Genomic DNA, 23,725 nt, shown 5'->3' with positions numbered 1-23,725 from the left:
TTCCTTACGAAGAACTCTACTTGCCCTGACTGCAAGCGCCGGGAGCCCGGCGGCATTCCCGCCGCTGCGCGCGCCGCCTACAGACCGGCGCGCGGCTCGGTCGATGCGAGGTGTTCCGGCACCGCCGCCGTGCGCTCAGCGGGCCGGGCGCCGCGCCAGGTCATCCAGATCACGCAGACGACGAGTGCCGAGAACAGCACGAGGCTGACGATGCCGTCGCCGACCCCGAGGCCGCCTCGGGCCGGCGGCAGGGCGATCCCGTCGGAGAACGACGCGCCGAGGGGACGGGTCAAAATGTACGACGCCCAGAACGCCACGGTGGCGTTCAACCGCCACCAGCGAAAGGCCACCCCGGGCAGCACGAAGAGGATGGTGAACAGCGCACCCGAGACGAAGTACCCCAGCCCGAACGTCGTCGCGGTCAGATCGCCGAGCGCGGTGCCCAGGGCGAACGTCGCCCCGATCGTCGCCCAGTAGAACAGTTCACGGGCGCGCGTATCGATCCGGTGGATCGACACCGTGCGCTGCGTGCCGAACCAGAGCGCGAAGACCGCGGCGAGTACCACGAGGAACCCGATCGACGAGGCGAAGTACGGAACCCCGAACTGCACGTGGATGACGTCGGCCACCATCGTGCCGAACACGGCGACGAGCAGCACCGTCAGCCAGTACACCCAGGGGATGTACCGCGAGCGGGTGAACTGGAGGGCCAGTGCCGCCGCGAGGACGACCGCGGCAGCTGCGACCGCGAGTGGCGGATCGAACCGATGCACCAGGAAATCGGAGGTCGTCTCGCCCATGCCGGTGGTCAGGATCTTCGCCACCCAAAAGACCGCGGTCACCTCAGGAACCTTGTTGCGCATCCCGGAACCCTGTCACCGCGCGGCCAAGATTCCTCTGAGAATCCGTGCGATCCTGGCATTCTTAGCGACTTCTTGCGTCCGGGCGCCGACACTGGAGCGCGGAGAGGGCCCGCGGGGATGCTGGGTAAGGTTGTCAGACTATGGAGAGTGAACGGCAACGCCTCCTCCTGATCGAGGACGATCCACAGCTGGGTCCGATCATCCGGCACGTGCTGGAGGAGACGTACTCGGTCGTGCTCGCCGTCGATGGCGAGGAGGGCTTGCGCCTCGGCCTGGACGGCTCGTTCGATGCGCTCGTCGTGGATCGGAGGCTTCCGGGCATGGACGGTCTCACCGTGGTCGAGCGGCTGCGATCCGGCCGTGTCGTCGCCCCGATCCTGATGCTCACCGCGCTGGGAACGGTCGGCGATCGGGTGAACGGCTTGGACGCCGGAGCCAATGACTACCTCGTCAAACCGTTCGAGTTCGACGAATTGCTCGCCCGCCTGCGGGCGCTCACCCGCACGTTCACCGGGGAAGGCGAGGCGATCCCGGTCGGTTCGTGGGAGTTCTACCCGGAGAGCCGGTGCATCTATTCGCCCTATGAGGGGCGCATCCAGTTGACCGTGCGGGAGAGCGAGCTGCTGCGGCTGCTCGCGGAGAGCCCGCTGCGCACGTTCAGCCGCCAGCAGATCCTGACCCGGGTGTTCGAAGCCGACGAGCAGCCGGGAACGGTCGACACCTATGTGCACTACGTGCGTCGCAAGACTGACCGCGACCTGATCGCCACCGTTCGCGGCGAAGGCTACCGGTTGGGCCAGCCGTGACCCGGCGACCGAAACGCGACATCGACGCGGTCGCCGTGCGGAGGGCGTCGCGCATCGTGGGCCTGCAGATCACGATCGCGTCTGGAGCACTCGTGGTCGCGGCGATCGGGTTCGCGTTCTTCTTCGTGCTCGACCAGTTGCGGCCCGCCGAGTTGGAGGAGAAGCCGCGCCCAGGCGAGCACAAGATCTACATCGACAGCACCGAGGCACTGTTCGCGTTCGTCGTGCTCGGAGTGCTCGCCGTCGCTGTCGCGGGCACGCTGAGCCTCGTGATCACCCGGCGCGCGGTCAATCCGCTCGGTCGGGCCCTGGCGATCCAGCGCACCTTCGTACAGGATGCGAGCCACGAGCTGCGCACGCCGCTGGCGGTGCTCGACGCCCGGTTGCAGTTGCTGCAGCGTTCGCTTCCACCGGCCGACCCGTCCACGGACGTCGTGGCGGAACTCCGCGCGGACACTCGCACTCTCATCGATGTGGTCAACGATCTCCTGCTGGCCGCCGACGACAGTCGGGAAGACGACCCCGCCGCCGCGACGCCAGTGGTCGCTCCCGTGGCGAAGGCCGTCAACGCCATGCGGATGCTCGCCGGGCAGCGCAGTATCGAGATCGCGCTCGATTCGGAGGGCGACCCCTCCACTCTGGTCCCGGCCACGGGAATCCAGCGTTGCACGACAGCGCTGCTGGACAATGCCCTGACGCACGCCCCCGACGGGTCGACCGTTCTCGTGACCGTGCGCTCCGCCCACCGGCAGGTCATTCTGAGAGTCGCCGATGCCGGGCCGGGCATTCAGGGCATCGAACCTGAGCGGATCTTCGACCGGTTCGCCCGCGCTCCCCGACAGCACACCTCGCCGACACAACGACTCAGTTTCGGCATCGGATTGGCGCTGGTGCGGGAGATCGCGGTGCGGCACGGCGGAAGCGTCACGGTCGCGGAGACCGGCCCCCGGGGAACCGTGCTCGAACTCGTGCTTCCCGAGGCGTCGCTTTCCTGAACGTTCACTGAATGCGAGTGCCTCCAGTGGCCGATCGCGGGCGCCGCGGCTCTGAGTTCTCTCAGCCACCAGGCATCGAATGTTCATCGTGATGACTCTTGGACGTTTCTGAGACCTGCTCGGCTGAACTAGTGAATGCACCAGGGGGTTCAGCAGAGGAGGGTGCCAGATGATTCTCGTCGACGCCCGCACTCAGAGCGAGGCCAGACCGACCCTCCGCGATGCGCTGTCGGAGCGGTGGCTGGTCGCCGCCGCCCTGGGGATCCTCGCCACAGCGATCTCGGCCGCCGGCTCCTGGATCCCGTCACTCTGGGGGGACGAGGTCGCCAGTCTCCTCTCCGCCGAACGACCGCTACCCTCGCTGTTCCAGATGCTCGGACACGTCGACGCCGTGCACGGCACGTACTACCTCGGCCTGCACGTGTGGATCCACTTCTTCGGGATATCCCCGTTCGCGCTCCGCTTCCCGAGCGCCATCGCCGTCGGCCTCGCGACGATGGCCACAGTGGCGCTCGCCTGGCGCCTGACCGATCGTCGCCTCGCCGTGATCGCCGGCGTGGTCTGCGTGATGCTCCCCCGGGTGACATACATGGGTGAGGAGGCCCGCTCCTACGCGTTCAGCGCGGCCTTCGCCGCCTGGCTCACACTCGTGCTGATCGAGATCCTGCGCCGCGAGCGTCCACGCCGGATCTGGTGGGCGGCTTATGGCGCGCTGCTTGCCGTCGGCACCTACGTCTTCCTCTACCTCGTGCTGTTCGTGGTCGTGCACCTGGTGATCCTGCTGGTGAGCCGGGCGAATCGGGCGCTGTTCGCGCGGTGGGCGATCACCGTCGGCCTCGCCGCGGTCGCCTGCGCGCCCCTCGGGATAGCCGCCTTTCTCGAGCGCGGGCAGATCTCCTACCTCTCGAACACCGACCAGCTCTCGTTCACCACCCTGTTCAGTTCCCTGTGGTTCGGAGCGTGGCCCTTCGCCATCGCCGCCTGGGCGCTGATCGCCGTCGCCGTCGTCTCGGAGTGGCGCTGGCGGAAACGTTCCGTCACACCGGGCGACCGTCGCGTACCATCGCTCGTCGTCGTGGCCGGCCTCTGGCTCGTGCTGCCGTCCGGCATCCTGATCGCCGCACACGCGGCGACCCCCGACTTCACCGCCCGCTATGTGTCGTTCTGCGCGCCCGCAGCCGCCCTACTCATCGCAGTCGGCCTCCAGCGCACGGCCCGGCTGGCCCGCTGGCTGCCGATCGCCGCCGGCATCGTGCTGCTCGGCCTCGTCCTTCCCGTGTTCGTCGCCCAACGCACGCCGTACGCGAAGAATGGCAGCGACTGGGCCGAAGTGAGCGCGACCATCGGTGCCGAGGCGCGGCCGGGCGACGCCGTCGTGTTCGACGAGACCGCCAAGCCGTCCCACCGTCCCCGGCTCGCGATGCACGCGTATCCGGCCGGTTTCGCCGGGCTCGACGACGTCGCCCTCAAGACGCCGTTCACGAGCAGCAGCACGTGGTACGACCGCGCCTATACCGTGCCGCAGACCGCATCGCTCGGCCGGTTCACCGGCGTGAGCCGGGTCTGGCTCATCGAGGATGCGAGCAGCGGCACCCCCGACACGTACGGTCTCGCAAGCCTGGAAGCGCTGGGGTTCAGCCCGGCCGGGGCCGCCGTGCGCACCCACTCTTCCCAGATCCTTCAATTGCAGCGCTGACAGACAAGGACCGCGATGTTCCCCAGTTCCCTCCATACCGGCATCCTCGACCCGCAAGGGTTGATCGACGCGGCCGGCCCGTGGGCGCTGCTCGGAGTGTGCGCGATCGTCTTCGCTGAGACCGGGCTGCTGATCGGCTTCTTCCTGCCCGGCGACACGCTGCTCTTCTTCACCGGTGTTCTCACGCTCACCGGTCATATCCCGCAACCGCTGTGGCTGATCGTGCTCGCGGTGACCGTGGCGGCGGTCCTGGGCGACCAGGTCGCATACAGCATCGGCCGGCGCGGCGGGCCCGCCGTATTCGAGCGCCGGGAGTCCGGACTGTTCAGCCGCGCCAGTGTCGAACGCACGGAACGGTTCTTCACTCGCTTCGGCTCGGGGGCGGTGGTCGTCGCCCGCTTCGTTCCGGTCGTGCGCACCTTCGCACCGGTCGCGGCCGGCGTCGGACGGATGCGCCGCCGGGTGTTCACGGTGGCCAACATCGTCGGAGCGGCCGTCTGGGCGACCGGCGTCATCCTTCTCGGCTACGGACTCGGCCACATCCCGGGCGTCGCCGATTTCGTCGCCCGGTATCTCGACGTCATCCTCGTCGCGATCGTCGTTCTCTCGGTCGCGCCGGTTGTGACGCGGGCCGTGATCGTGCGCCTGCGGGCGCGTCAGGAGGTCTGACCATGAATCCGACGATGACAGTGATCATCCCGACCTTCAACGAGGCGCCCAACATCCACGAACTGCTCCACCGGATCGCGGCGGCGACCGACCCTGCCGAAACCGAGATCGTCGTCGTCGACGACTCCACCGACTCCACGGCCGCCGAAGTGCGCAGGACCGCCGCCGAGCTCGTCTGCCCGGTGCGCCTCCTGGTGCGTCCAGATCCCGTCGGCGGCCTCTCCGGCGCGGTCCTCGAAGGGTTCGAGGCGGCTACGGGTGATTGGTGCGTGGTGATGGACGGAGACCTCCAGCATCCGCCGGAGCTGCTCCCGGCACTCGTCGCGACCGGCCGTCGCGCCGGAGCGGATGTCGTCGTCGCCTCGCGTTACCGCAGCGGCGGCAGCAACGACGGTCTCGCCGGATCGACCCGCCGGATCACCTCGCTCCTGGCGACGTCGGCGGCCAAGACGATGTTCCCGCGGGCGCTGGCCGACTGCTCCGACCCCATGTCGGGCTTCTTCGCCGTGCGCCGTTCGGCCATCGACACGAGCCGGCTGCATCCGCGCGGTTTCAAGATCCTGCTCGAGGTGCTCGCGCTCCACCGGCTCAGCGTCGCCGAGGAACCGTTCACGTTCGGCGAACGCCTGGCGGGCGAATCGAAGGCCACGCTCCAGCAGGGCGTGTCCTACTTCGGTCAGCTGCTCTCCCTGCGGATGCGCTCCTGGCGCGGCATCCCGGCACAGCCGCTCACGGTCGAGCACCAATCCGCCTGAGCGCGTCTTTCGGCAGCCGCACCGTCACCGACGCGCCGCCGGCGACGGTGTCGTTCTCGGCGCGCACGGTGCCGCCATGCCGGGCGACCACCTCCGACACCAGGGCGAGACCGAGACCGTAGTGCCGCGACGCCGGCGACCCGACGGTGTCGACCCTCGTCGAGGCGAACCGTTCGAACGCCCGATCGGACGCCCCCTCGGGAAAGCCTGGCCCATCGTCGGAGACCCGTAGCACCGCCCATTTCGCGTCGCCACCGACCTCGACACCGATCGCCGTCGCCGCATGGTCGGCGGCGTTGTCGAGCAAAGCGAGAACGAGCCGCCGGACCGAGACCGGCGACCCGGCCACGACCACCGGATCCCCCGCATCCACTCTCACCTGAAGGCCGCGCTCGGTCGCCATCGGACGAATCGTGCGCACGGCCGCCTCGGCGACCTCGACCAGATCGACGGGTTCCGGATCCGCGGCCTCACGCGGATCCGCCGCGATCAGCAGATCTTCCACGATCTCGCCCAGCGCGCGCGAATCGTCGACGATCTCATCGATGCCGTCGGCGATCGCGACATCGTCACGCTCGGCCGGCGTCGCGTCGCGCAGACGGCGGCGCACCAATTGCGCGCGTGTGCTGAGCAGCGTGAGCGGCGTGCGCAGTTCGTGGCTCGCATCCGCCACGAATCGGCGTTGCAGTGCCAGCGCCTCGGCGAGCGGGCGCATCGCCCGGCGTGCGATCACGACGGCGACAGCCGCTCCGGCGGCCGCGGCCAGCACACCCGAGACCACCAGGGCAAGCATCAACCGTTGCAACTCCTCCTGTTGCTCATGGGTGTCGTAGGCGACTTGAACCACCCGGCCGTCGTGGGCTTCGGTGCGCACCAGATAGCTGCGACCGTCGAGCGTCTGCATCGACTGCTCGGCGCCGCCCGAGGCGGTGACGCGATCGATCGCAGCCTGGTCGGGCAGCCCCTTCGGCAGATTGGGCGAGCTCTGCGTCGAGCCGTCCATGATGATGGTCGCCACGACGGAGGGCGGCGCGTCCCGGGGCGAATCGATCATGCAGGCGTCGACGACGGTGCGTTGCGCAGCCGCCTCCTGGCTGGTCGCCACAATCGTGTAGACCACGACCCCGAGGATCGCGAACAGCACGAGGATGATCGCGGTGAATTGCACCGACAGCCGCACCGCTGCGGAACGCAGCTCGCTGTCCCCCGCGCGGCTCACGGTGCAGCGCCCATCCGATACCCGATGCCGCGCACCGTCTCGATGAGTTCGCGGCCGAGCTTGCGGCGCAGGTGGTGAACGTAGGTGTCGACGATCCCCGGGTCGTCGGCATCCGCGAAGACGTTCTCCAGCAGGTCCTCGCGGGAGAACACCTGGTTGGGGCGTCGCGCCAGACGTTCGAGCAAAGCCGTCTCACGCTCGGAGAGAGCGAGACGCCCGCCATCGTCACGGGTCACGACGCGGTTGGCCGCATCCAGCGTTCCCCCGGCGAAACGGATGACGGGCACCGTCGACGCCGGTCGGCGCCGCAGCACACGCAGGCGGGCCAGCAGTTCGTCGATGTCGAACGGTTTCGCCAAATAGTCTTCGGCGCCGCGATCCAGCCCCTCCACACGGTCTGCGGCGTTGCCGAGCGCCGAGAGAACGAGCACAGGCACCAGAACCCCTCTCTCTCGCAGCTTGGTGAGGAGGTCGAGCCCGTCGATCACCGGGAGACCCCGGTCGAGCACCGCGACATCGAAGCTCTCGGTCAGCCCGAGATGCAACCCCCGCTGGCCGTCAGGGGCCAGGGAGACCTCGTAGCCCTCCGACTGGAGCAGTTCACGCAGCATAGCGGCGAGACGCGCATCGTCCTCGACGATCAGCACCCTCGGTCCGGCTTCCACGGTGGAAGTATAGGCGGGCGAGCGCCGGTCAGACGACGAACGGGATGAGGGCCTTGCGCGACACCGGATAGTCGTCGAACGTCTCGCGGTACCACCGGTGGTTCGCCATCGCCCGCGGTGCGAGGTTCGCCGTCGTATACAACGCGAACGCGAGGCCGGCCGGCGACCAGGTGGCGATCGCCCACCCCGCCCATTCCACGATCTCGCCCAGATAGTTGGGACTCGAGACATAGCGGAATCCCCCGCCGTGCGGAATCTGGTAACCGGTCGATCCCGCACCCCGCAGCCTGCGCAGGATGCGGTCCGACGCCAGGTTCAGCACGAAACCGCCCAGGAACACCACGAGTCCGATCAGGAATCTCGGATCTGTGAGCCACTCGATCGGGTAGGTGCCGAACTCGGAGATCCAACGCGCGTTGTTCCAGGCGTTGAGCGCGTTGAACAGCAGCGCCATCCCCACGACAGTCGACGGCATCCGGCCCCCGCCCCGCATCAGGAACGGGTAGACGAAGGCACGCTGCACATAGTGCAGCAGCCAGAGCCCGAGGAAGACGAGCGGGACGACGGCGAACCGGTGGGTGCCGAGCAGATAGAAGGCGGCGAAGAGCAACACCGCCGGGGACTCCATCACCACCCAGCCGACACGGGCTGGGACCGTCGGCCCCCATCCGCCGCGCCCGTGCCGACCGTACGGGGCCACGATGAAACACAGGGCGACGAAGGTGACGACGGCGAGCACGATCTCCAGGATCACGAACCAGCGGTACACCCCGGTGTCCCCGCCGTCGGCCGGGAGAACGGCGAAGACACCGCGGGCGTGTGGATCGAAGAACATCCTGCCACTCTGCCCGAGCGGATGCCGGTCGGCAACGGGCCCGGCCGCTAGAGTGATCCCGTCCCCGACAGCATTGGAGCATCCGGTGAAGCGAGCCCTGATCGTGATCGACGTGCAGAACGAGTACGTCACGGGAAAGCTGAAGATCTGCTTCCCCGATCTGTTCACCTCGATGCCGAATTTCGACGTCGCGATGGACGCCGCCGAAGACGCGAAGATCCCGCTCGTCGTCGTGCAGCATGTCGAAGACGAGTCGTCCCCGCTCTTCGCTCGCGGATCCGTCGGGGCGGCGCTCCACGAGGAGGTCGCCTCCCGCACCCCCGACCATCTGGTCGAGAAGTCCGACGTGTCGGCTTTCCGCGGCACCGACCTCGAAGAGTGGCTACGCGCCAATCAGGTCGACACCGTGACCGTGTGCGGGTTCATGACCCAGCACTGCTGCGAGGGCACCGCGCGGGATGCGTACGCGCTCGGCTTCCACGTCGAGTTCCTCTCTGACGCCACCGGAACCGTCGACCTCGTGAACACGGCAGGGACCGTCTCGGCCGCGGCCCTGCACCAGAGTGTCCTGGTGACCATGCAGTCCGAGTTCGCCGCCGTCGCGACGACGACCGAGTGGACGCTCGCGGTCGAGACCGGACAAGCCCTGCCGGTCTCCGATATCTTCGCCAGTTCGGGGCACGCGCGCCTCCCGGAGAAGCACGCCGAACTCCACACGCTGATGCACGACGTGCGCGCCCACATCGACAGCGAGATCGCGGCCGGCGAGGCGCACGAATTCACCCACACGCTGTACGTCGGGCAGGGCATCTCGGCTCTCTGACCGTGCCACCCGCCGGAGAAGTCCCGAAAAGGCCACACGGGCAGGGCAGGGGCCCGGACGTCTTCCGGCTCCCAGGCTTTCCGTCGTACTGGGCCGCCGGCTCCGTATCCGAGTTCGGCACCTACATCACGACGATCGCCCTGCAGGTGCTCGTGCTCACCTCGCTGCACGGCTCGGCCGCCGACATCGGACTCGTCAACGCCTCACGGTGGATTCCATACCTTCTCTTCGGGCTGGTGGTCGGCGCACTCGTCGAACGAGGTCGCCGCAAACCAGTGCTGATCGTGGCGGATGCGGTGCGCGGGGTGCTGCTCGGCCTCATCCCGCTGCTATGGCTGCTGAACGCGCTCAGTGTCGCAACCCTCATGGTCTTCGTCGCTGTGTTCGGGATGCTCTCCCTCGTCGGCGACGCGGCCGCACAGTCGTTCCTCCCCCGTCTCGTCCCCCGGTCGACGCTGCTGGCCGCGAACGCGCGGATCGACCAGAGTTCGTCCGTGGCGCAGACCTCCGGCCCGGCGATCGGCGGCGCGATCGTCACCCTGTTGGGTGCGCCGCTGGCCGTGCTCGTCGACGCCGCCAGCTATCTCTTCTCGGCACTCGCGATCGCGCGCATCCGCGTCGTCGAACCCGCGCCGGTGCACTCTCTGAACGCACCGAGGCTGGGGGACGAGATCCGCGAGGGGCTGCGCTGGGTTTACCGGCACCGCGTTCTCGGACCGTACGCCGTCGCCGTCCACGTCTGGTTTCTGTTCAGCAGCATGCTCGGCACCATCTTCGTGCCATTCATGATCCTGGACCAGCATTTCAGCGCGTTCGAACTCGGCCTCACCTTGTCGGCCGCGGGTGTCGGCGGTCTCGTGGGCAGCCTGTTCGCCACCCGTATCGGACTGAGCTGGGGCGCGGGACCAGCCGTTCTCGTGTGCTACGCCGCAATGCCGATCGGGTGGGTCGTGATCGCCCTGTCCCCCGATGCTTCGAGCGGCCGCGGCCGTTGGGTCGCCCTCGCTGCCCTGATCATCGGGCAAGCGGTGTTCGGCCTCGCTCTCGGCGCTTCGAACGCCAATGAGATGGGCTACCGGCAAGCGGTGACCCCGGATGCGCTGCAGGGCCGAACCAATACAACGATGCGGTCGTTCAACCGGGCGGCCATCATCGTCGGAGCGCCTCTGGGAGGCGTGCTCGCCGACACGATCGGCTCACGACCCACCCTCTGGATCGCGATCGGCGGTTTCATCCTGGTGTTCGTGGCGCTTCTGCTCTCCCCGTTCCGCACCGCATCCCACCTCGACGTCAGCGAAGGCTAGCCAGGTACCTGGTCGGGCGCGAGAGTCTCCGATCCGGCCGGCTCGGCCTCCAGAAGCTCTTCGTCTGCTGCGGCCTGCGCACCATTCGGGCGGCTGAGGAACCAGTTCACCACGCCGGTCAGCACGACGAGCCCTGCTGCGACCGACGGGACGATGAGCGCGGCGGCGGCGCCGTCGGCCTCAGCGAATTGGCCGGTGAATGCCGAGGAGGCGGACTGGCCGACGATCACCGCGGAGCCGAGGATCGTCATGACAGTGGCGGAGCGGCCGACCGGGCTGCGCTCCGCGCCGAAACTGTACTGCGTCACGAGGGTCGGCCCGATCCCGATGCCGATCGCCAGAAGCGCGAGCATCATCCCCGGCACCGATCCGACGAGCTGCAGGGTCAGGGTGCCGGCGAACAGGATCACCGAGAAGACCAACCACCGAGCCCGCCGCGTGAACCGCTCCGGGAAGAGCGCGACGCCGAGGGCGAAGGCCGCCGATCCGATGCCCATCACGCCGTAGACGAGCCCCGCCTGCTCGGGATGCCCGTAGACCGTCATGAATGCCGTCAACGATGTGAGCATGGCACCGAAGAAGAGACCGACGCCGAAGATCCCCACCACGACCACCACGAGGGCCGGGCGCACCAGCTCCCTCGCCGGCCCGAGGGAGGCCGCACGCTCCGCCGCGCTCTTCGCCGGGACGCTGGTGCGGTGCAGGGCGAATCCGCTGACGAAGAACAGCGTGAGCACCGCTCCGCCGACCACCGGCGCCCATGGGTTCAGCGTCGTCGCGAGCACCCCCACCAGGAACGGCCCGAAGATGAAGACCACTTCGTCGGCCGCAGACTCGTAGGCCATCGTCGAGTTGAAGACCCGCTCCCGGCGGGCCGGAGCGAGACGATGGGCGATGATCGTCACCAAACGCGAACGCGACATCGGCGACACCTGCGGAGCCGTCGCCCCGATGAGGAACGAGACGGCGAACACCGCCGCATCCGGCAGCGTGCTGTACACCACCCAGGCAAGGAGCACGAGCATCGCACTGTTCGCCGCACCGCTGATGAGCAGCACGGGCCGCTGGCCGAAGCGGTCGGCGGCCGCACCGAGCAGCGGACCGAAGCAGGCGGCTCCGAGCCCGACCATCGCCGAGTTGAAGCCGCCGAGCGACAGCGAGTCACGGGCGGAAACCACGAGGGTGAGCACCCCGACGACCATCATCGCGAACGGCAATCGGGCGACGATCGCCAGCGGGAAGTAGGTGAATCCGGTCTCCCGGATGAGTCGGGTGCTCGGTGGTGTCGGTGTCGTCATGGCCTCGGTCAACTCCCACGGTGCCCCGCAGAGAATGTCGGGTGCCGCCTTGCCTCGCCGACGCGAGGCCGGCAGCAGGTAGTTGCACAGAGGCGGCACGCCAGATTCCGTGCGCGATCCTCGACGACGAGTCTACCGTGCCGTCATCGGTCGACGCCGAGCGCACCGTCGGCCGCCGTCGCCGAGAGCGCCGACCTCCGGTCGCCGAGAGGATGCCGCAGCACGAGCGCCACCCCCGCGATGCAGAGGATCATCGCACCGGTCTCCGGCAGGCTCGGCCAGACGCCCCCGAGAAAGCACACCTCCAGCGCTCGCACGACGAACGGGACGGCCAGAGACACCGTCGCCGTGTACACGGCCCCACGCGCGTGGATCAGTTTGTGCTGCAACACGTACACCGGAACGTAGATCCCGACGCCGAGGAGCAGCAAGAGCAGCCAGGTGACCGCATCCACATGCACGAGTTCAGCGAGCTGCCCGGTGGCGCCGAGCAGGATGAGCAGCAGCACGGTGCCGAACCCGAAGATTCCGGGCAGGAGGTCAGTGGGATCGTGTCCCTGGGAGATCCGGGCGTAATGCTGGCCGTAGACGGCCATGGACAACGCGGCCACCAGGGCGAGACCGACGCCGACTGCCCCCTGGATCCCGAGCAGATCCGCGCTCGCCGAGAAGGAGACGGCGACGTACAACGCTGCCCCCACCGTCGCGACGATCGTGCCCGCCGTCGCGAAGCGGTTGCCCCGCTTGCCGAACCAGAGCACCCCGATGACGAGGGTCAGCAACGGTGTCGTGGTGAGGAGGAGGTTCGGGATCGACACGCCGACCAGGCTGATCGCCTCGAGCGAGGCGAAGGCGTAGACCGCGACGCCGAGCAGACCCGACACCAGCAGCGCGCCGGGCCGTCGGCGCACGAGCAGAAGCGCGCGCCATGCCGCGCCGCGGCTGCGCAGCGCAAGCAGCAGGATGCCCGCGTAGCTGAACAGCGAACGGCCGGCGGCCACCACCCCGGCCGGCTCGCGCTGCACAGCGAGACCTGAGACTGATCCACGTCAGTCCGAGCAACACGGCCAGCGCCGCCGTCATGACCACCCCAGTGCCGCGCCGCATCCCGCTCCCGAATCCTCGACCGAGCGAAAGTCTCGCAGATCGGGCGCGCTTGCACCACGCGGACCCAGTTATACCAAATACAAACCGATATGCAGATTGCATTGCAATTGGTATGGTGGGGCTGTGAAAACACCCACGATCACCACCCGCGTCTCCCGAGAGCTCGGTGTCGCCATCAACCACGGGATCTATCAGCCGGGAACACGGTTGCCGGGCGAGCGCCTCCTCGCAGAAAGCCTGCATGTGAGCCGCAGCACCATCCGGATGGCACTGGAAGACCTGGAACGTCAGGGACGCGTCGCGCGCTCCCCGCAACGTGGGTGGTTCGTGCCGAGCCCGACGGTCGGAGAACCGCCGAGCACCCTCGAGAGCTTCACCGAGATGGCGCGGCAGCGCGGGCACACCCCCACTGCCGAAGTACTGGAAAAGACGGTCAGGTCCGCGACGCTCGACGAAGCGAACCGGCTCGGGATCGCGCCCGGCACCGAGGTGATCGAGCTCGTCCGGCTGCGCGGGATGAACTCGACGCCGATCTGCGTCGACCGCAATGTGCTCCCCCTCGCCCTCGCTCAAGCCCTTCTCGACCTCGACCTGACGGACGCCTCCCTGTACGAGACCCTGCAGGCGCACTGCTCGGTGTCCATCTTCCGCAGCGCATACAGTGTCCAGGCCGAGACGCCGACGGCAGAGCAGGCCACGCTCCTGCGCATCCCTCAGGGCAGCCCGGTGCTCGTCGGCCGGGAGATCGCCTACGACAGGGGCGGCGCGCCCGTCCTCCTCGGCCTGAACACGTATCGGGGCGACGCGTACCGTTTCCAGGCCGACCTCTACCGCGCCGAGTAGGGGCCTCGAAAGGTGCCCCCACTCGCTGCGGGTGGGGGCACCTTTCATCGGAACGACTCAGACCAGCGGAGGGAGGATGTCCTTCTGCAGTTCCAGGAACTCGTCCAGCATTGCGACGGCGCGGTTGTGCGAGTCGACGACAGGGTCCAGGAGGATCGCCTGCAGCAGCTTCGCCTTGGACTGCTCGGCGTACGCCTCCACGAGAAGCTTGTGGATGCTGCCCTGCAGGCGCACCATCGCCAGCACGCCCTCCGGGAACTCCTCCATCGCGACGGGGACCAGCTGTCCGTCCTCCACCTTCGCCGGCACTTCGACGACCATGTCGTCCGGCAGACCGGGGATGGCGCCCCGGTTCGGCAGATTCACGGCGGGGAGGTCGCGCTCGACTCCGCACGCCACCCACTCGATGATCGGGATCGCGAGCTCTTCCGATGACACCAGGGGACGGTCCTCGAGGGTGGCCTCAAGCGATTTCTGCGCGTGCTTCGGGGGCTGGTACGGACGGTCGGTGTCTGCGAACCGGATCTCGTAGAACCATTCCGGCGTCGCCGCACCCTCCCGCCAGGGCGAGCCGTCGGCCGGGTCATGGAAGTACTGGAGCTGCGCAGGCACATAATCATCCGCCCAGGAGAGGTACTCGCCGATGTGGTTGGCGCTCGGCGACGGCCACAGTCCGAAACGACGGAAGAGGATGCGCGAGAGACCGACCTCGTGCCAGTCCGAGACCCAGTTCGCGTCGTGCTCCAGCTCGCGCAGGCGCGGGTAGAGGTCTTCGCCGGTGGCACGGTCGCGGACACGCTGGAACCAGGTGAAGTGGTTGATTCCGCCCGCCGCGAGATCGAGCTGGTCGAGCGGGGTGTCGAGCAGAGCGGAGATCTGCCGCGCGCCCTGGAAGTAGCCGTGGCACAGTCCGACGACCTTCACCGAGGTCAGGCGGGAGATCGCTTCGCAGACCTTGTGCTCGGGGTTGGAGAAGTTGAGGAACACCGCATCCGGTGCGAGCCGCTCGATCGCCCGGGCGATCTCGAGCAGCGGGCCGAACTGCCGGAGAGCGTGGAACAGACCGCCGGGGCCGCCGTTCTCGCCGTAGACCTGACGGAAACCGTACTTGCGTGGCACCGAGAAGTCCTGCGACCAGTAGTGGTAGCGGTTCATTTCGATCGCGGTCACGACGAAGTCCGCACCCGTTACGGCCTCGTCGAGGTCGGTCGTCGTCTGGACGGTCGCCGAATGGCCGAGCCGACCGATCACATGCCGGGCGTAGGCCTCCATCTCCGCGAGCGGAGCCGCGGCGATGTCCATCAGCACGATGTCGAGGCCCTTCTCGGCGATCGCTCCGCTCAGGAGGAGGTCGCGAATGATGGTGCCGGCGAACTCCCGGCTCCCTGCGCCAATAAGTGTTACTTTCATCTGCTCGTTGTCTCCGATCTTCATGGGGTTGTCGTGGTGCCGTGTGCGAGTCCGCGGGCCGATTGGACGGCTCCCAGCACAGGCGCTCGGTCGAGGATGATGAGAGGCAGGCCGGCGTGGTCGACGGCGAGCGCGGCGCCGAACGCCTCCTGCAACCGCGGCTGACGCTGGATGACCGAACCGCCGGCGACGATGCTGTCGGCGGGGATCCCTCGTTCACGCAGCCGATGGACCAGTCCCGCAAGATGTGAACCCGCCTCCGCGATGACGTCGGCGGCGAGCACCGAGCCCTCGTCGGCCGCTGAGAATACCTCCGGGGCGTGCCCGCCCCATTCCTCCGCCGAGGCCGCTTCGGTGACGGCCAGGGCGAGTTCGTCGCCGTTGCGCGCAGAGAACGAGGCGAAAAGCCGTCGGCCGAGCTGCTCGACCGGCCGACCCCGATCGAGGTCGCGGAGCACGGCTCTGGTGGCCTCGCGGACGAGCCCGGCCGCACTCCCCTCGTCGCCCAGGAGCCAGCCCCAGCCGCCGGCGGTGACGAGCTCGGCGTTCGCGTCTCTCGCCGTTGCGATGGAACCCGTGCCGACCACAACACCGATCGCCCGGTCGTGGCCCATCGCGGGAGGGATGAGTTCCGAATCGTTCATCACGACCACCGGACCGGCGAAACGGAGCAGCAGAGCGAGCTCGAGCTCGTGGCACTGGGCCGTGTTCTCGCAGCCGTGGGCACCAACCGCGAGAGGGGCGGACAATGCCTCCGCGCCGAGGTATTCGATCACCAGCTCGCGCAGGCCGCTGGCGTCGGCCTCGGCGTCGCCGAGACCGTTCCGCCAGGACGAGGAAGGAACCACGATTTCCCGAAGAGGAGAAACGGACTCCTCGACGGGGTCGACCGGAGCGAGAACCAGGTGAGTCTTCGTTCCGCCGATGTCGACGCCAACTACGTGGCTCATCATTTCTCCCTCACAGTCGGTCGTGTCGCGCGGCCCACCAACATCGGCGGCGCATCAACGCTAGCCACTACCAGCCCAGTTATGCCAGTTTGCGGCGGATTAACAACCAGATCGTCGACTGGTCCGGTTGCACAGAGCCCGTTCAGGGGGCTTTCAGCCGGCCCGATGGCAGCTCGACCCCACGGAAGAGCACGGCTGTCGCCAGAGAAGGGAGAACGCAGACCGTACCAGTCGCGGGAATGGTTGTTATTTCGTCCTCAAGTGGACTAACTGAGCTGGTTACGAATAGCGTTGCTCCCGCGCTGAATATCGGCGTGAACGATAGGCGACGAGTTAAAGGAGACTCGCATGAAAAAGCGGCACCTCACTGGGGCGATCGCTGTAGCTGCCGGATTGGCCTTGGGCCTGGCAGGCTGCGCACCGGGCGGATCCACGGCGGCGGACTCCTCCCGTCCCGTCTCGAAAGACGTTTCGGGCAAGGACGTCACGCTCAAGATCCTGGACTTCTGGCAGAACGACGAAGGCAAATGGATGGACGCCGTCGTCAAAGACTTCGAGAAGCAGCACCCGAACATCACCATCAAACGCACCACCCAGGACTGGGGTCAGGTGATGAACACGCTCAACCTGCGCCTCGCCGACCCGAATGGGCCGGACATCGCGCTGGTCAACAACGGCTGGCAGTCGATGGGGACGCTGGCCAAGGGCGGCCGCATCCTGAACCTCGACGCCTACTCGAAGCTCTACGGATGGGACAAGGAGATCCCGGACACGATCTCGCGCCAGCTGGAGTTCACGCCGGACGGAAAAGAGATGGGCACCGGTTCGCTCTTCGCGACACCGGCCGCGCGCTCCTCATTGATCGGCCTCTACTACAACAAGACAATGCTCGACGGGCTCGGCCTTCCGGTGCCGACCACACTCGCCGAGTTCGAGAAGGACGCTGCGGCGATCAAGGCAGCGGGCAAGACGCCCATCGCGTTCGGCTCCCAAGACAAGGGGTCGGCGACCTCGATCCTGTTCGCCACGCAGAACCTGTACGCTCCGGCAGACAAGATCGGCGACTTCGTCTACTCGAGCGGCAACGTCCCCATCACCGACACCGGGATCGTCGACGCGGCGACCGACGTGAAGAAGTGGGCCGACGCGGGCTGGTTCACGCCGAACTACCCGGGTATCCAATACGCGGATGCGCAGAACGACTTCCTGACGGGCAAAGCCGCCTTCCGCTTCGAGTACACCGGATCGCTCGCCTTCTCCGACGCGCAGAAGCAGACCTTCGGGTATGTCCAGCTGCCGCAGGTGAAGGGCGACAAGGTCGTCGGCACCGGAGCATCGGCCGCCAACCTGTCCATCTCGTCCAAGTCGAAGAACCCGGATGCCGCCGCGGCCTTCCTGGACTTCATGGCGAGCAAGAAGGCTGCTCAGGAAGCGGTGAACCACGGCTTCCTTCCGCTCCTGCACTCCGATCTGACCATCCCGGGCGGCAACCCTGAACTGGCCAGCGAGATCAAGGCGCAACAGGCGCTCGACAAGGGCAACGGCTACGTTCCCTACTTCGACTGGTCGACCCCGACGATGCTCGACACGGTCGGCGGCCAACTCCAGCAACTCCTCGCCGGTCAGGTAACCCCGCAGCAGCTCGCGGAAGCCGGCCAGAAGGACTACGACGCCTTCCAGGCACAGCGAGCGAAGGGCTGAGTCTATGACCTCGTCCGATCTGGTACAGCGGCAGGAGACCCCTGCCGCTGCACCGGCGGCGCGACGCCCCCCGCGCAGCACCTCCACGAGGAAGCGCCCGCTGTCTCCGCTTGTGCGGCGTCGCCGCTGGCTCGGACTGGCGTTCGCGGCGCCCGCGCTCCTGTTCTACGGGTTCGTCGTGCTCGCCCCCATCGCGCAGAGCCTGAACTACTCGCTCTACAGCTGGGACGGCGTCAGCGCCGCCCGCTGGGTGGGACTCAGCAACTATCTGTCGTTCTTCACTGACCCCGAGCTGCTCGCCTCTCTCGGCCACGTGCTGGTCCTCGTCGTGTTCTTCTCCCTCATCCCGATCGCGCTCGGGCTCATCTCCGCCGCTCTCCTCGGCCGCGGCAAGACGGCCGGCAGCGGCGTGTACCGTTGGCTGCTCTTCCTCCCGCAGGTGCTCACGAGCGTCGTCGTCGCCGTGATCTGGAAGCGCATCTACGGGCCCGATGGCCCGCTCAACTCGGCGCTGCGCGCGGTCGGTCTGGGCGACCTGGCGAAGAACTGGCTGGGCGACTTCACCTGGGCGCTCCCCGCACTCGGCGTGATCGGCACATGGACCGCGATGGGGCTCTGCATGGTCCTATTCGTCGCCGGTGTCGCCGCGATCCCCGGCGAGCTGTACGAGCAGGCCCGCATCGACGGAGCGGGTCCGATCCGAGAGTTCTTCTCGATCACCCTCCCCAGCCTGAAAGGGCAGGTCGCCGTCGCGCTGACCCTCACCGTGACCGGTGCGCTGCGGGCGTTCGACCTGGTCTGGGTCACCACCCAGGGCGGGCCCGGCACATCGACCACGACCCCCGCGCTGCTGCTCTACCGCAAGGCCTTCCTGAATCCGGATGTCGGGATGGCCGCGGCGATCGGCATCATCATCGCCGTCGTCTGCCTCCTCGTCGCCCTCGTCATCACTCGACTCTCCGAGGAGAAGAACGCATGATCTCCCGCTCCGAGCGCTTGCTGAACCACACTGTCCTCATAGCCGTGTCGGTGTTCGTCCTCTTCCCCGTCGTCTGGTTCCTCTTCACCGCCCTCAGCCCGGATCGCAGTGGGCAGCTGGATTTCCTGCATCCCCAGTTCGGCAACTTCGTCACAGCCTGGAACGCCGGAGGATTCGGGTCGGCCATGCTGGCATCCGCGGTTATCACCGTCGGCGCCGTCGTCGGCCAGACCGTGCTCGCGATCCTCTCCGGCTTCGCCTTCGGCGTGCTCGGGGTCGCCGGCCAGAAAGTCATCTTCCCCCTGGTGCTGTTCGGACTGATGATCTCGGCCGAGGTCTTCATCATCCCGCTTTACTACACCTTCCAGGCCATGGGGCTCACAAACTCGTGGCTCGGCCTCATCATCATCCAGATCGGAATGGGCGTCCCGTTCGGCGCGTTCTGGATGCGGGCCACCTTCCGGGCGGTCCCGCCGTCCCTGATCGAGGCGGCTGAGATCGACGGCGCACGTTCGTGGCGCATCCTGTGGCAGATCCTGATGCCCATCTCGCGGCCCGCCGTACTGACCCTCGCCCTGCTGTCGTTCATGTGGACGTGGAACGACTTCTTCCTCTCCCTCGTCTTCATCGCCGACCCGTCCATCCAGCCGGCCACCCTCGCGCTCGGCGTCTTCCAGGGGAAGAACACACTCGACGTGAACCTGCTGGCCGCCGGCTCGCTCATCGTCGCCGTCCCCGTGCTCATCCTCTACGTGTTCTTCCAGCGCCACTTCATCAGTGGCGTGCTCAACGGCGCGATCAAGGAGTGAGCGGTTCCGCTCCACTCGACCCGTTCCTCTAGACAAGGAGTCTCCATGCGCATAGCGCCCGAAATCCTCGACAGTCCCGACGACGTCGGTCGTGCCGCCGCCGACCAGATCGCGACCTCGATCGCGGCCTCCGCCGAGGCAGGCCGGACGTTCGTCCTCGGCTGCCCGACCGGCCGCAGCCCCCTCAGCACGTATGAGCAGCTCGCCCGGATCGTCGCCGAGCGCGACCTCGACCTCAGCCGGGTCGTCATCGCTCTGATGGACGAATACGTGGAGCAGATCGACGGCGGCTACCGGGCAGTCGACCCCTCGCTGGCGCACAGCTGCGTCGGGTACGGCGAGCGGGACATCCTCCGGCGGCTGAATGCCGGCGCGCGGCCCGAGCACCGCATCCCGGAACAGAACCTCTGGTATCCGGACCCGCTCGCCGAGGACGGCGCGTACGACCGGCGGCTGGAGGAGGCCGGAGGCATCGACATCTTCCTCCTCGCCTCCGGCGCCTCCGATGGGCACATCGCCCTCAACCCTGTCGGCGCTCCGGCCGACACCGTCACCCGCGTCGTCGCGCTCGGGGACGACACCCGCCGCGACAACCTCGACACCTTCCCGACGCTGAGGAGTCTGGAGGAGGCGCCGCGCTTCGGGGTCACCGTCGGGATCGCGACGATCCGCGAGCTCTCGCGTTCCGTCATCATGGTCGTCACCGGCGAGCACAAACAGCCGACGGTGCGCCGGCTTGCGGCGGCAGACGCGTACGAGCCCGAATGGCCGGCGACTGTCCTGACCCAGTGCCGTTTCCCCCGCTTTCTCGTGGACCGCAGCGCCGCCGCGCTCCTGCAGACCACACTCTGACCGTCACCACCTCCGGAAGGAACCCCATGCCTGTGCCCCCGTTCGATGTCGACGACGTCCTCGCTGCGCTGACCCTGGAGGAGAAGGCATCACTGCTCTCCGGCGTCGACGACTGGTTCACGCAGACCATCGACCGTCCGGGATTGCCAGCGGCGGTCCCCGCGATCGAGGTCGGGGACGGACCGCACGGGCTTCGCAAGGAGACCGGAGTCGACATGGTCTGGGTGCCGGCGACGGGTTTCCCGACAGCCTCGGCGATGGGCGCATCCTGGGACAAGAACCTGATGCGCAGGGTCGGCGCCGCGATCGGCGCGGAGGCTCGGGCCGAAGGGGTCCAGGTCGTCCTCGGGCCCGGCGTGAACATGAAGCGTTCGCCGCTGTGCGGGCGGAACTTCGAATACTTCTCCGAAGACCCGCTGCACTCGGGCGAGCTCGGAGCCGCATACGTCGAGGGCGTGCAATCGGCCGGTGTCGGCACCTCTCTGAAGCATTTCGCGGCGAACAATCAGGAGATCGAGCGAACGCGGATCTCGGTCGTCGCCGACGAGCGGACGCTCAGAGAGACCTACCTGGCCGCTTTCGAACGGGTGGTGACCCTCGCGAAGCCATGGACTGTCATGTGCTCGTACAACCGGCTCCTCGGGGTTCATGCCTCCCAGAATCGCTGGCTGCTCACCGAGGTGCTCCGCGACGACTGGGGCTACGAGGGGGCCGTCGTCTCCGATTGGAACGCCGTCCACAACCGCGTCGCGGCGCTGCAGGCCGGACTCGACCTGGAGATGCCGGGAACCGGTGGACGAACGGATGCGGAGATCGTCGCGGCCGTCAACGCTGGCACGCTCGAGGAATCCACCGTCGATGACGCCGCCCGTCGCGTGCTGGCTCTGGTCGCGCGTGCCTACCCCGGTGCCGAGGAGGTCGACGGACCGGTGATGACTCTCGGCCACACCGCCGGGGAACGTCTCACACCGCAGCAGCTGATCGCACTGCACGCGGAGGAGCACCACGCCCTGGCCCGAGAGGCCGCCGCCGCCTGCATCACCCTGCTGCGCAACCGGATGGCACCCGGGTCCAACGCGCCGGTGCTCCCTCTCGCGGAGAAAGGTGGCACCATCGCTGTGATCGGCGCATTCGCCCAGCACGCCCGAATTCAGGGCGGGGGCTCCTCCGGTGTCGACCCCACCCGCGTGGATGTTCCGCTGGAAGCCATCCGGGCGATCGCGGGTGAGCGCGTGGTGGCCGCACCCGGTTACGTCTACGCGACGAAGAACGCCTACCAAGACGACAACCGGGCCATTCTGGCCGCCCACGGCATCACCCACGACGAGGAGAAGCCCCGGGTCGCCCGACGCTCGGCGACGCTGGCCAAGGAACTGCAGCTCGCCGAGGCGGTCCAGCATGCCGGGCGCGGGCCCCTCTCCGAGACGGCCGAGCGCCTGATCGACGACGCCGTCGCCGTGGCGGAGCAGGCCGAGACCATCGTGGTGTTCGCGGGGCTGCCGCTCTCCTTCGAGCAGGAAGCGAACGACAGGGACTCCCTCGACCTCCCCGCCGACCAGCTCGCGCTCATCGCACGCCTGGCCGACCTCAGGGAGCGCACCGGCGCATCCCTGACCGTCGTGCTTTCGAACGGTTCCCCGGTGACGATGACCCCGTGGCACGACCGCGTCGACGGCATCGTCGAGGCCTGGCTCAGCGGGCAGGGCACCGGCCATGCCGTCGCCGACATTCTTTTCGGGCGCTCCAACCCCTCAGGCAAGCTCGCCGAGACGTTCCCGTTCGCAGTGGAAGACACACCCGGGTTCCCCAATTGGGTCGGCGAACGGGGAACGGTGCTCTACGGGGAGGGCGTGTTCATCGGGTACCGCTGGTACGACGCGCTGAACCGCGCGGTGCAGTATCCCTTCGGCCACGGCCTGTCGTACACGACATTCGCCTACCGCGATCTGGATGTCGAAGTGGTCGACGCGGTGGAGGCCCGCGTGCGCGTATCGTGCACCGTCGCCAACGTCGGCGACCGCGTCGGCCACGAGATCGTGCAGCTCTACGTGGGCGATCCGGATGCGGAAGTGCCGCGGCCGATGCGCGAGCTGCGCGGATTCGAGAAAGTCGGAATCGTGCCGGGCGAGTCGGTGCGGGTCACCTTCGAACTCGACAACCGTGACTTCGCATACTGGGACTCCGCCGCCGAGCGCCCGGACGGACGCACCGGCCTCTGGCGGCGCGAGGGCGGCGAGTTCCGGGTCGAGATCGGCGCATCCTCGCAGGACATCCGCCTCGCGGCGACGATCGAACTCCCCGACGACGTGTCCATCCCTCCGCTGGTGCCCGATGCAGAGCTGTCCCCCGTAGCCGACTCCCGGTTCGTCCAGGGGCACGCCGGCTAAGGGATCGCCGCGGTACGAGATCTTCAGGTCCGTGCAATCATGATCGATGGGTCCGGTCTCGGTTCGCCCAGACCGCACAGCATGACCTTCGGAAGACTGCCGGACAGCAATTGCGCGCAAACGTGGAGTTTCACAAGCGACCTCCGGCGCCCTGCACCTTGTTCGCGATCACGGCGACGACGCGCTGCTGGTGCAGTTCTTCGGCGTCGTCGCGGGCGCGCACTCGGGCACGCCCGGTGCCGTTCGCCAGGAAGGTGACCTGGATATCGCCGAGCTCGCCCGCGGCGATCCGGCGCCTAGCCATGTCGTCGCTCCCACACCCGGGCGAGCAGCTCAACCTGCTCGTAGCGGACGTGGTGGCCGAGCTTGACGTAGGGCGGACCGTGCCGGGTCTGCCGCCAGTCCTCCAGCGTGCGCTCGGGCAGACGCAGCGCCTCGGCTACCTCGCGCTGGGTGAGGAAGACGGGGAGAGCAGGCGTCGGTTCCATGCCCAGCAGGTGCACCAGCCTTGCCCCGTGTCGGTCCGCATCGGGCCGTGGTTTCGACGCGCTTCGCCCGCTCAACCAGCGGGTTCGAGCCAATCTGGTCACCAAAACGGTCACCTGGGCCGAAATGGCCGCTCGACGGAAAGTTCGGAGTTGCCTACTTAGTGGCGGAAACTCAACGATCTCAGTGCTGGGGTACCTGGACTCGAACCAAGAACAACTGAACCAGAATCAGCCGTGTTGCCAATTACACCATACCCCACTGTGCGTTTTC

23 protein-coding genes and 1 tRNA gene are annotated in these 23,725 nt (G+C 67.8%); 13 read left to right on the top strand and 11 right to left on the bottom strand.

The genetic code is table 11. The features are described 5' to 3' along the window. Positions 1 to 77 precede the first annotated feature (77 nt). Positions 78 to 842, bottom strand: coding sequence for a COG4705 family protein (locus K5L49_RS01090; RefSeq protein ID WP_223690201.1), 765 nt, complete (start codon positions 840 to 842; stop codon positions 78 to 80). A gap of 161 nt (positions 843 to 1,003) precedes the next feature. Between K5L49_RS01090 and K5L49_RS01085 the strand changes: the two genes are divergently transcribed. The 5 genes from K5L49_RS01085 (at position 1,004) to K5L49_RS01060 (ending at position 5,784) form a co-directional block, all read left to right on the top strand. After that, positions 1,004 to 1,669 (top strand): response regulator transcription factor, encoded by a 666-nt coding sequence (locus K5L49_RS01085; protein ID WP_223690200.1) that lies wholly within the window; start codon positions 1,004 to 1,006, stop codon positions 1,667 to 1,669. Then, positions 1,666 to 2,664: a sensor histidine kinase gene (locus K5L49_RS20335; protein WP_308116495.1), complete on the top strand. Its 999-nt coding sequence runs from the start codon at positions 1,666 to 1,668 to the stop codon at positions 2,662 to 2,664. The genes K5L49_RS01085 and K5L49_RS20335 overlap by 4 nt, the downstream gene beginning before the upstream one ends. Before the next feature lie 169 nt (positions 2,665 to 2,833). Then, the gene (locus K5L49_RS01070; RefSeq protein ID WP_223690199.1) at positions 2,834 to 4,360 is read left to right on the top strand and encodes a glycosyltransferase family 39 protein; all 1,527 of its coding nucleotides are present in this window, start codon (positions 2,834 to 2,836) and stop codon (positions 4,358 to 4,360) included. A gap of 15 nt (positions 4,361 to 4,375) precedes the next feature. Next, on the top strand, positions 4,376 to 5,029 hold the full coding sequence (locus K5L49_RS01065; protein ID WP_223690198.1) for a DedA family protein: 654 nt from the start codon (positions 4,376 to 4,378) through the stop codon (positions 5,027 to 5,029). A gap of 2 nt (positions 5,030 to 5,031) precedes the next feature. Next, positions 5,032 to 5,784, top strand: coding sequence for a polyprenol monophosphomannose synthase (locus K5L49_RS01060; RefSeq protein ID WP_223690197.1), 753 nt, complete (start codon positions 5,032 to 5,034; stop codon positions 5,782 to 5,784). Here the strand turns inward: K5L49_RS01060 and K5L49_RS01055 are convergent. Genes K5L49_RS01055 through K5L49_RS01045 form a run of 3 tightly spaced genes read right to left on the bottom strand, consistent with a single transcriptional unit; the run spans position 5,759 to position 8,503 of the window. Next, a complete protein-coding gene (locus K5L49_RS01055) occupies positions 5,759 to 7,003 on the bottom strand; it encodes a sensor histidine kinase (protein ID WP_223690196.1) in 1,245 nt (414 codons plus the stop codon). The genes K5L49_RS01060 and K5L49_RS01055 overlap by 26 nt on opposite strands. Next, entirely contained in the window at positions 7,000 to 7,668 is a 669-nt protein-coding gene (locus tag K5L49_RS01050; protein ID WP_223690195.1) for a response regulator transcription factor, read from the bottom strand. The genes K5L49_RS01055 and K5L49_RS01050 overlap by 4 nt, the downstream gene beginning before the upstream one ends. Before the next feature lie 28 nt (positions 7,669 to 7,696). After that, on the bottom strand, positions 7,697 to 8,503 hold the full coding sequence (locus K5L49_RS01045) for a DUF1295 domain-containing protein (RefSeq protein WP_223690194.1): 807 nt from the start codon (positions 8,501 to 8,503) through the stop codon (positions 7,697 to 7,699). Positions 8,504 to 8,588: 85 nt separating this feature from the next. Between K5L49_RS01045 and K5L49_RS01040 the strand changes: the two genes are divergently transcribed. Further along, positions 8,589 to 9,326, top strand: a complete 738-nt coding sequence (locus K5L49_RS01040; RefSeq protein ID WP_223690193.1) for a cysteine hydrolase family protein — start codon at positions 8,589 to 8,591, stop codon at positions 9,324 to 9,326. A 2-nt stretch (positions 9,327 to 9,328) separates the two neighbouring features. Further along, the gene (locus tag K5L49_RS01035) at positions 9,329 to 10,630 is read left to right on the top strand and encodes an MFS transporter (RefSeq protein ID WP_223690192.1); all 1,302 of its coding nucleotides are present in this window, start codon (positions 9,329 to 9,331) and stop codon (positions 10,628 to 10,630) included. Here the strand turns inward: K5L49_RS01035 and K5L49_RS01030 are convergent. After that, entirely contained in the window at positions 10,627 to 11,928 is a 1,302-nt protein-coding gene (locus K5L49_RS01030) for an MFS transporter (protein ID WP_223695207.1), read from the bottom strand. The two genes, K5L49_RS01035 and K5L49_RS01030, sit on opposite strands and share 4 nt — an antisense overlap. Positions 11,929 to 12,071: 143 nt before the next feature. Further along, positions 12,072 to 12,953, bottom strand: a complete 882-nt coding sequence (locus tag K5L49_RS20330) for a DMT family transporter (RefSeq protein WP_223690191.1) — start codon at positions 12,951 to 12,953, stop codon at positions 12,072 to 12,074. Positions 12,954 to 13,158: 205 nt separating this feature from the next. On the opposite strand from K5L49_RS20330, the gene K5L49_RS01020 reads away from it, so the two are divergent. After that, positions 13,159 to 13,878 (top strand): GntR family transcriptional regulator, encoded by a 720-nt coding sequence (locus K5L49_RS01020; RefSeq protein ID WP_223690190.1) that lies wholly within the window; start codon positions 13,159 to 13,161, stop codon positions 13,876 to 13,878. Positions 13,879 to 13,935: 57 nt separating this feature from the next. Here the strand turns inward: K5L49_RS01020 and K5L49_RS01015 are convergent, their stop codons facing one another. Both K5L49_RS01015 and K5L49_RS01010 read right to left on the bottom strand, forming a co-directional pair. After that, the gene (locus K5L49_RS01015; RefSeq protein ID WP_223690189.1) at positions 13,936 to 15,312 is read right to left on the bottom strand and encodes a family 4 glycosyl hydrolase; all 1,377 of its coding nucleotides are present in this window, start codon (positions 15,310 to 15,312) and stop codon (positions 13,936 to 13,938) included. Further along, on the bottom strand, positions 15,309 to 16,238 hold the full coding sequence (locus K5L49_RS01010; RefSeq protein ID WP_223690188.1) for an N-acetylglucosamine kinase: 930 nt from the start codon (positions 16,236 to 16,238) through the stop codon (positions 15,309 to 15,311). Before K5L49_RS01010 ends, K5L49_RS01015 begins: the two co-directional genes overlap by 4 nt. A gap of 348 nt (positions 16,239 to 16,586) precedes the next feature. Here K5L49_RS01010 and K5L49_RS01005 point away from each other — a divergent pair, with 348 nt between their 5' ends. The 5 genes from K5L49_RS01005 to K5L49_RS00985 are packed head-to-tail and all read left to right on the top strand — an operon-like array spanning position 16,587 to position 22,966. Next, positions 16,587 to 17,939: an ABC transporter substrate-binding protein gene (locus tag K5L49_RS01005; protein ID WP_223690187.1), complete on the top strand. Its 1,353-nt coding sequence runs from the start codon at positions 16,587 to 16,589 to the stop codon at positions 17,937 to 17,939. A 4-nt stretch (positions 17,940 to 17,943) separates the two neighbouring features. Continuing rightward, on the top strand, positions 17,944 to 18,918 hold the full coding sequence (locus tag K5L49_RS01000) for a carbohydrate ABC transporter permease (protein ID WP_223690186.1): 975 nt from the start codon (positions 17,944 to 17,946) through the stop codon (positions 18,916 to 18,918). After that, complete coding sequence (locus tag K5L49_RS00995; RefSeq protein ID WP_223690185.1) at positions 18,915 to 19,727, top strand: carbohydrate ABC transporter permease; 813 nt, start codon at positions 18,915 to 18,917, stop codon at positions 19,725 to 19,727. The genes K5L49_RS01000 and K5L49_RS00995 overlap by 4 nt, the downstream gene beginning before the upstream one ends. 45 nt (positions 19,728 to 19,772) lie before the next feature. Continuing rightward, a complete protein-coding gene (locus K5L49_RS00990; protein ID WP_223690184.1) occupies positions 19,773 to 20,579 on the top strand; it encodes a 6-phosphogluconolactonase in 807 nt (268 codons plus the stop codon). Between the two features lie 26 nt (positions 20,580 to 20,605). Further along, positions 20,606 to 22,966 (top strand): beta-glucosidase family protein, encoded by a 2,361-nt coding sequence (locus K5L49_RS00985; protein ID WP_223690183.1) that lies wholly within the window; start codon positions 20,606 to 20,608, stop codon positions 22,964 to 22,966. A 130-nt stretch (positions 22,967 to 23,096) separates the two neighbouring features. Here the strand turns inward: K5L49_RS00985 and K5L49_RS00980 are convergent, their stop codons facing one another. From K5L49_RS00980 to K5L49_RS00970, 3 genes are all read right to left on the bottom strand, one after another. After that, positions 23,097 to 23,270: a hypothetical protein gene (locus tag K5L49_RS00980; protein ID WP_223690182.1), complete on the bottom strand. Its 174-nt coding sequence runs from the start codon at positions 23,268 to 23,270 to the stop codon at positions 23,097 to 23,099. Next, a complete protein-coding gene (locus K5L49_RS00975; protein WP_223690181.1) occupies positions 23,263 to 23,454 on the bottom strand; it encodes a helix-turn-helix domain-containing protein in 192 nt (63 codons plus the stop codon). Before K5L49_RS00975 ends, K5L49_RS00980 begins: the two co-directional genes overlap by 8 nt. Before the next feature lie 187 nt (positions 23,455 to 23,641). Continuing rightward, a tRNA-Gln gene (locus tag K5L49_RS00970) sits at positions 23,642 to 23,713 on the bottom strand. Between the last annotated feature and the right edge of the window lie 12 nt (positions 23,714 to 23,725).

The organism is Leifsonia poae, assembly GCF_020009625.1.
GTDB classification, from domain to species: Bacteria; Actinomycetota; Actinomycetes; order Actinomycetales; family Microbacteriaceae; genus Leifsonia; species Leifsonia poae_A.
The sequence above is the reverse complement of the archived record's forward strand: the minus strand, read 5'-3'. Positions and strand labels throughout refer to the sequence as shown.

Coding starts and splice junctions, on each gene's coding strand:
- K5L49_RS01065 (WP_223690198.1), top strand. CDS start 4,376: ATGTTCCCCAGTTCCCTCCATACCGGCATCCTCGACCCGCAAGGGTTG.
- K5L49_RS01045 (WP_223690194.1), bottom strand. CDS start 8,503: ATGTTCTTCGATCCACACGCCCGCGGTGTCTTCGCCGTTCTCCCGGCC.
- K5L49_RS01085 (WP_223690200.1), top strand. CDS start 1,004: ATGGAGAGTGAACGGCAACGCCTCCTCCTGATCGAGGACGATCCACAG.
- K5L49_RS01070 (WP_223690199.1), top strand. CDS start 2,834: ATGATTCTCGTCGACGCCCGCACTCAGAGCGAGGCCAGACCGACCCTC.
- K5L49_RS01030 (WP_223695207.1), bottom strand. CDS start 11,928: ATGACGACACCGACACCACCGAGCACCCGACTCATCCGGGAGACCGGA.
- K5L49_RS01015 (WP_223690189.1), bottom strand. CDS start 15,312: ATGAAGATCGGAGACAACGAGCAGATGAAAGTAACACTTATTGGCGCA.
- K5L49_RS00975 (WP_223690181.1), bottom strand. CDS start 23,454: ATGGAACCGACGCCTGCTCTCCCCGTCTTCCTCACCCAGCGCGAGGTA.
- K5L49_RS01060 (WP_223690197.1), top strand. CDS start 5,032: ATGAATCCGACGATGACAGTGATCATCCCGACCTTCAACGAGGCGCCC.
- K5L49_RS00995 (WP_223690185.1), top strand. CDS start 18,915: ATGATCTCCCGCTCCGAGCGCTTGCTGAACCACACTGTCCTCATAGCC.
- K5L49_RS01010 (WP_223690188.1), bottom strand. CDS start 16,238: ATGAGCCACGTAGTTGGCGTCGACATCGGCGGAACGAAGACTCACCTG.
- K5L49_RS00990 (WP_223690184.1), top strand. CDS start 19,773: ATGCGCATAGCGCCCGAAATCCTCGACAGTCCCGACGACGTCGGTCGT.
- K5L49_RS01005 (WP_223690187.1), top strand. CDS start 16,587: ATGAAAAAGCGGCACCTCACTGGGGCGATCGCTGTAGCTGCCGGATTG.
- K5L49_RS00985 (WP_223690183.1), top strand. CDS start 20,606: ATGCCTGTGCCCCCGTTCGATGTCGACGACGTCCTCGCTGCGCTGACC.
- K5L49_RS00980 (WP_223690182.1), bottom strand. CDS start 23,270: ATGGCTAGGCGCCGGATCGCCGCGGGCGAGCTCGGCGATATCCAGGTC.
- K5L49_RS01000 (WP_223690186.1), top strand. CDS start 17,944: ATGACCTCGTCCGATCTGGTACAGCGGCAGGAGACCCCTGCCGCTGCA.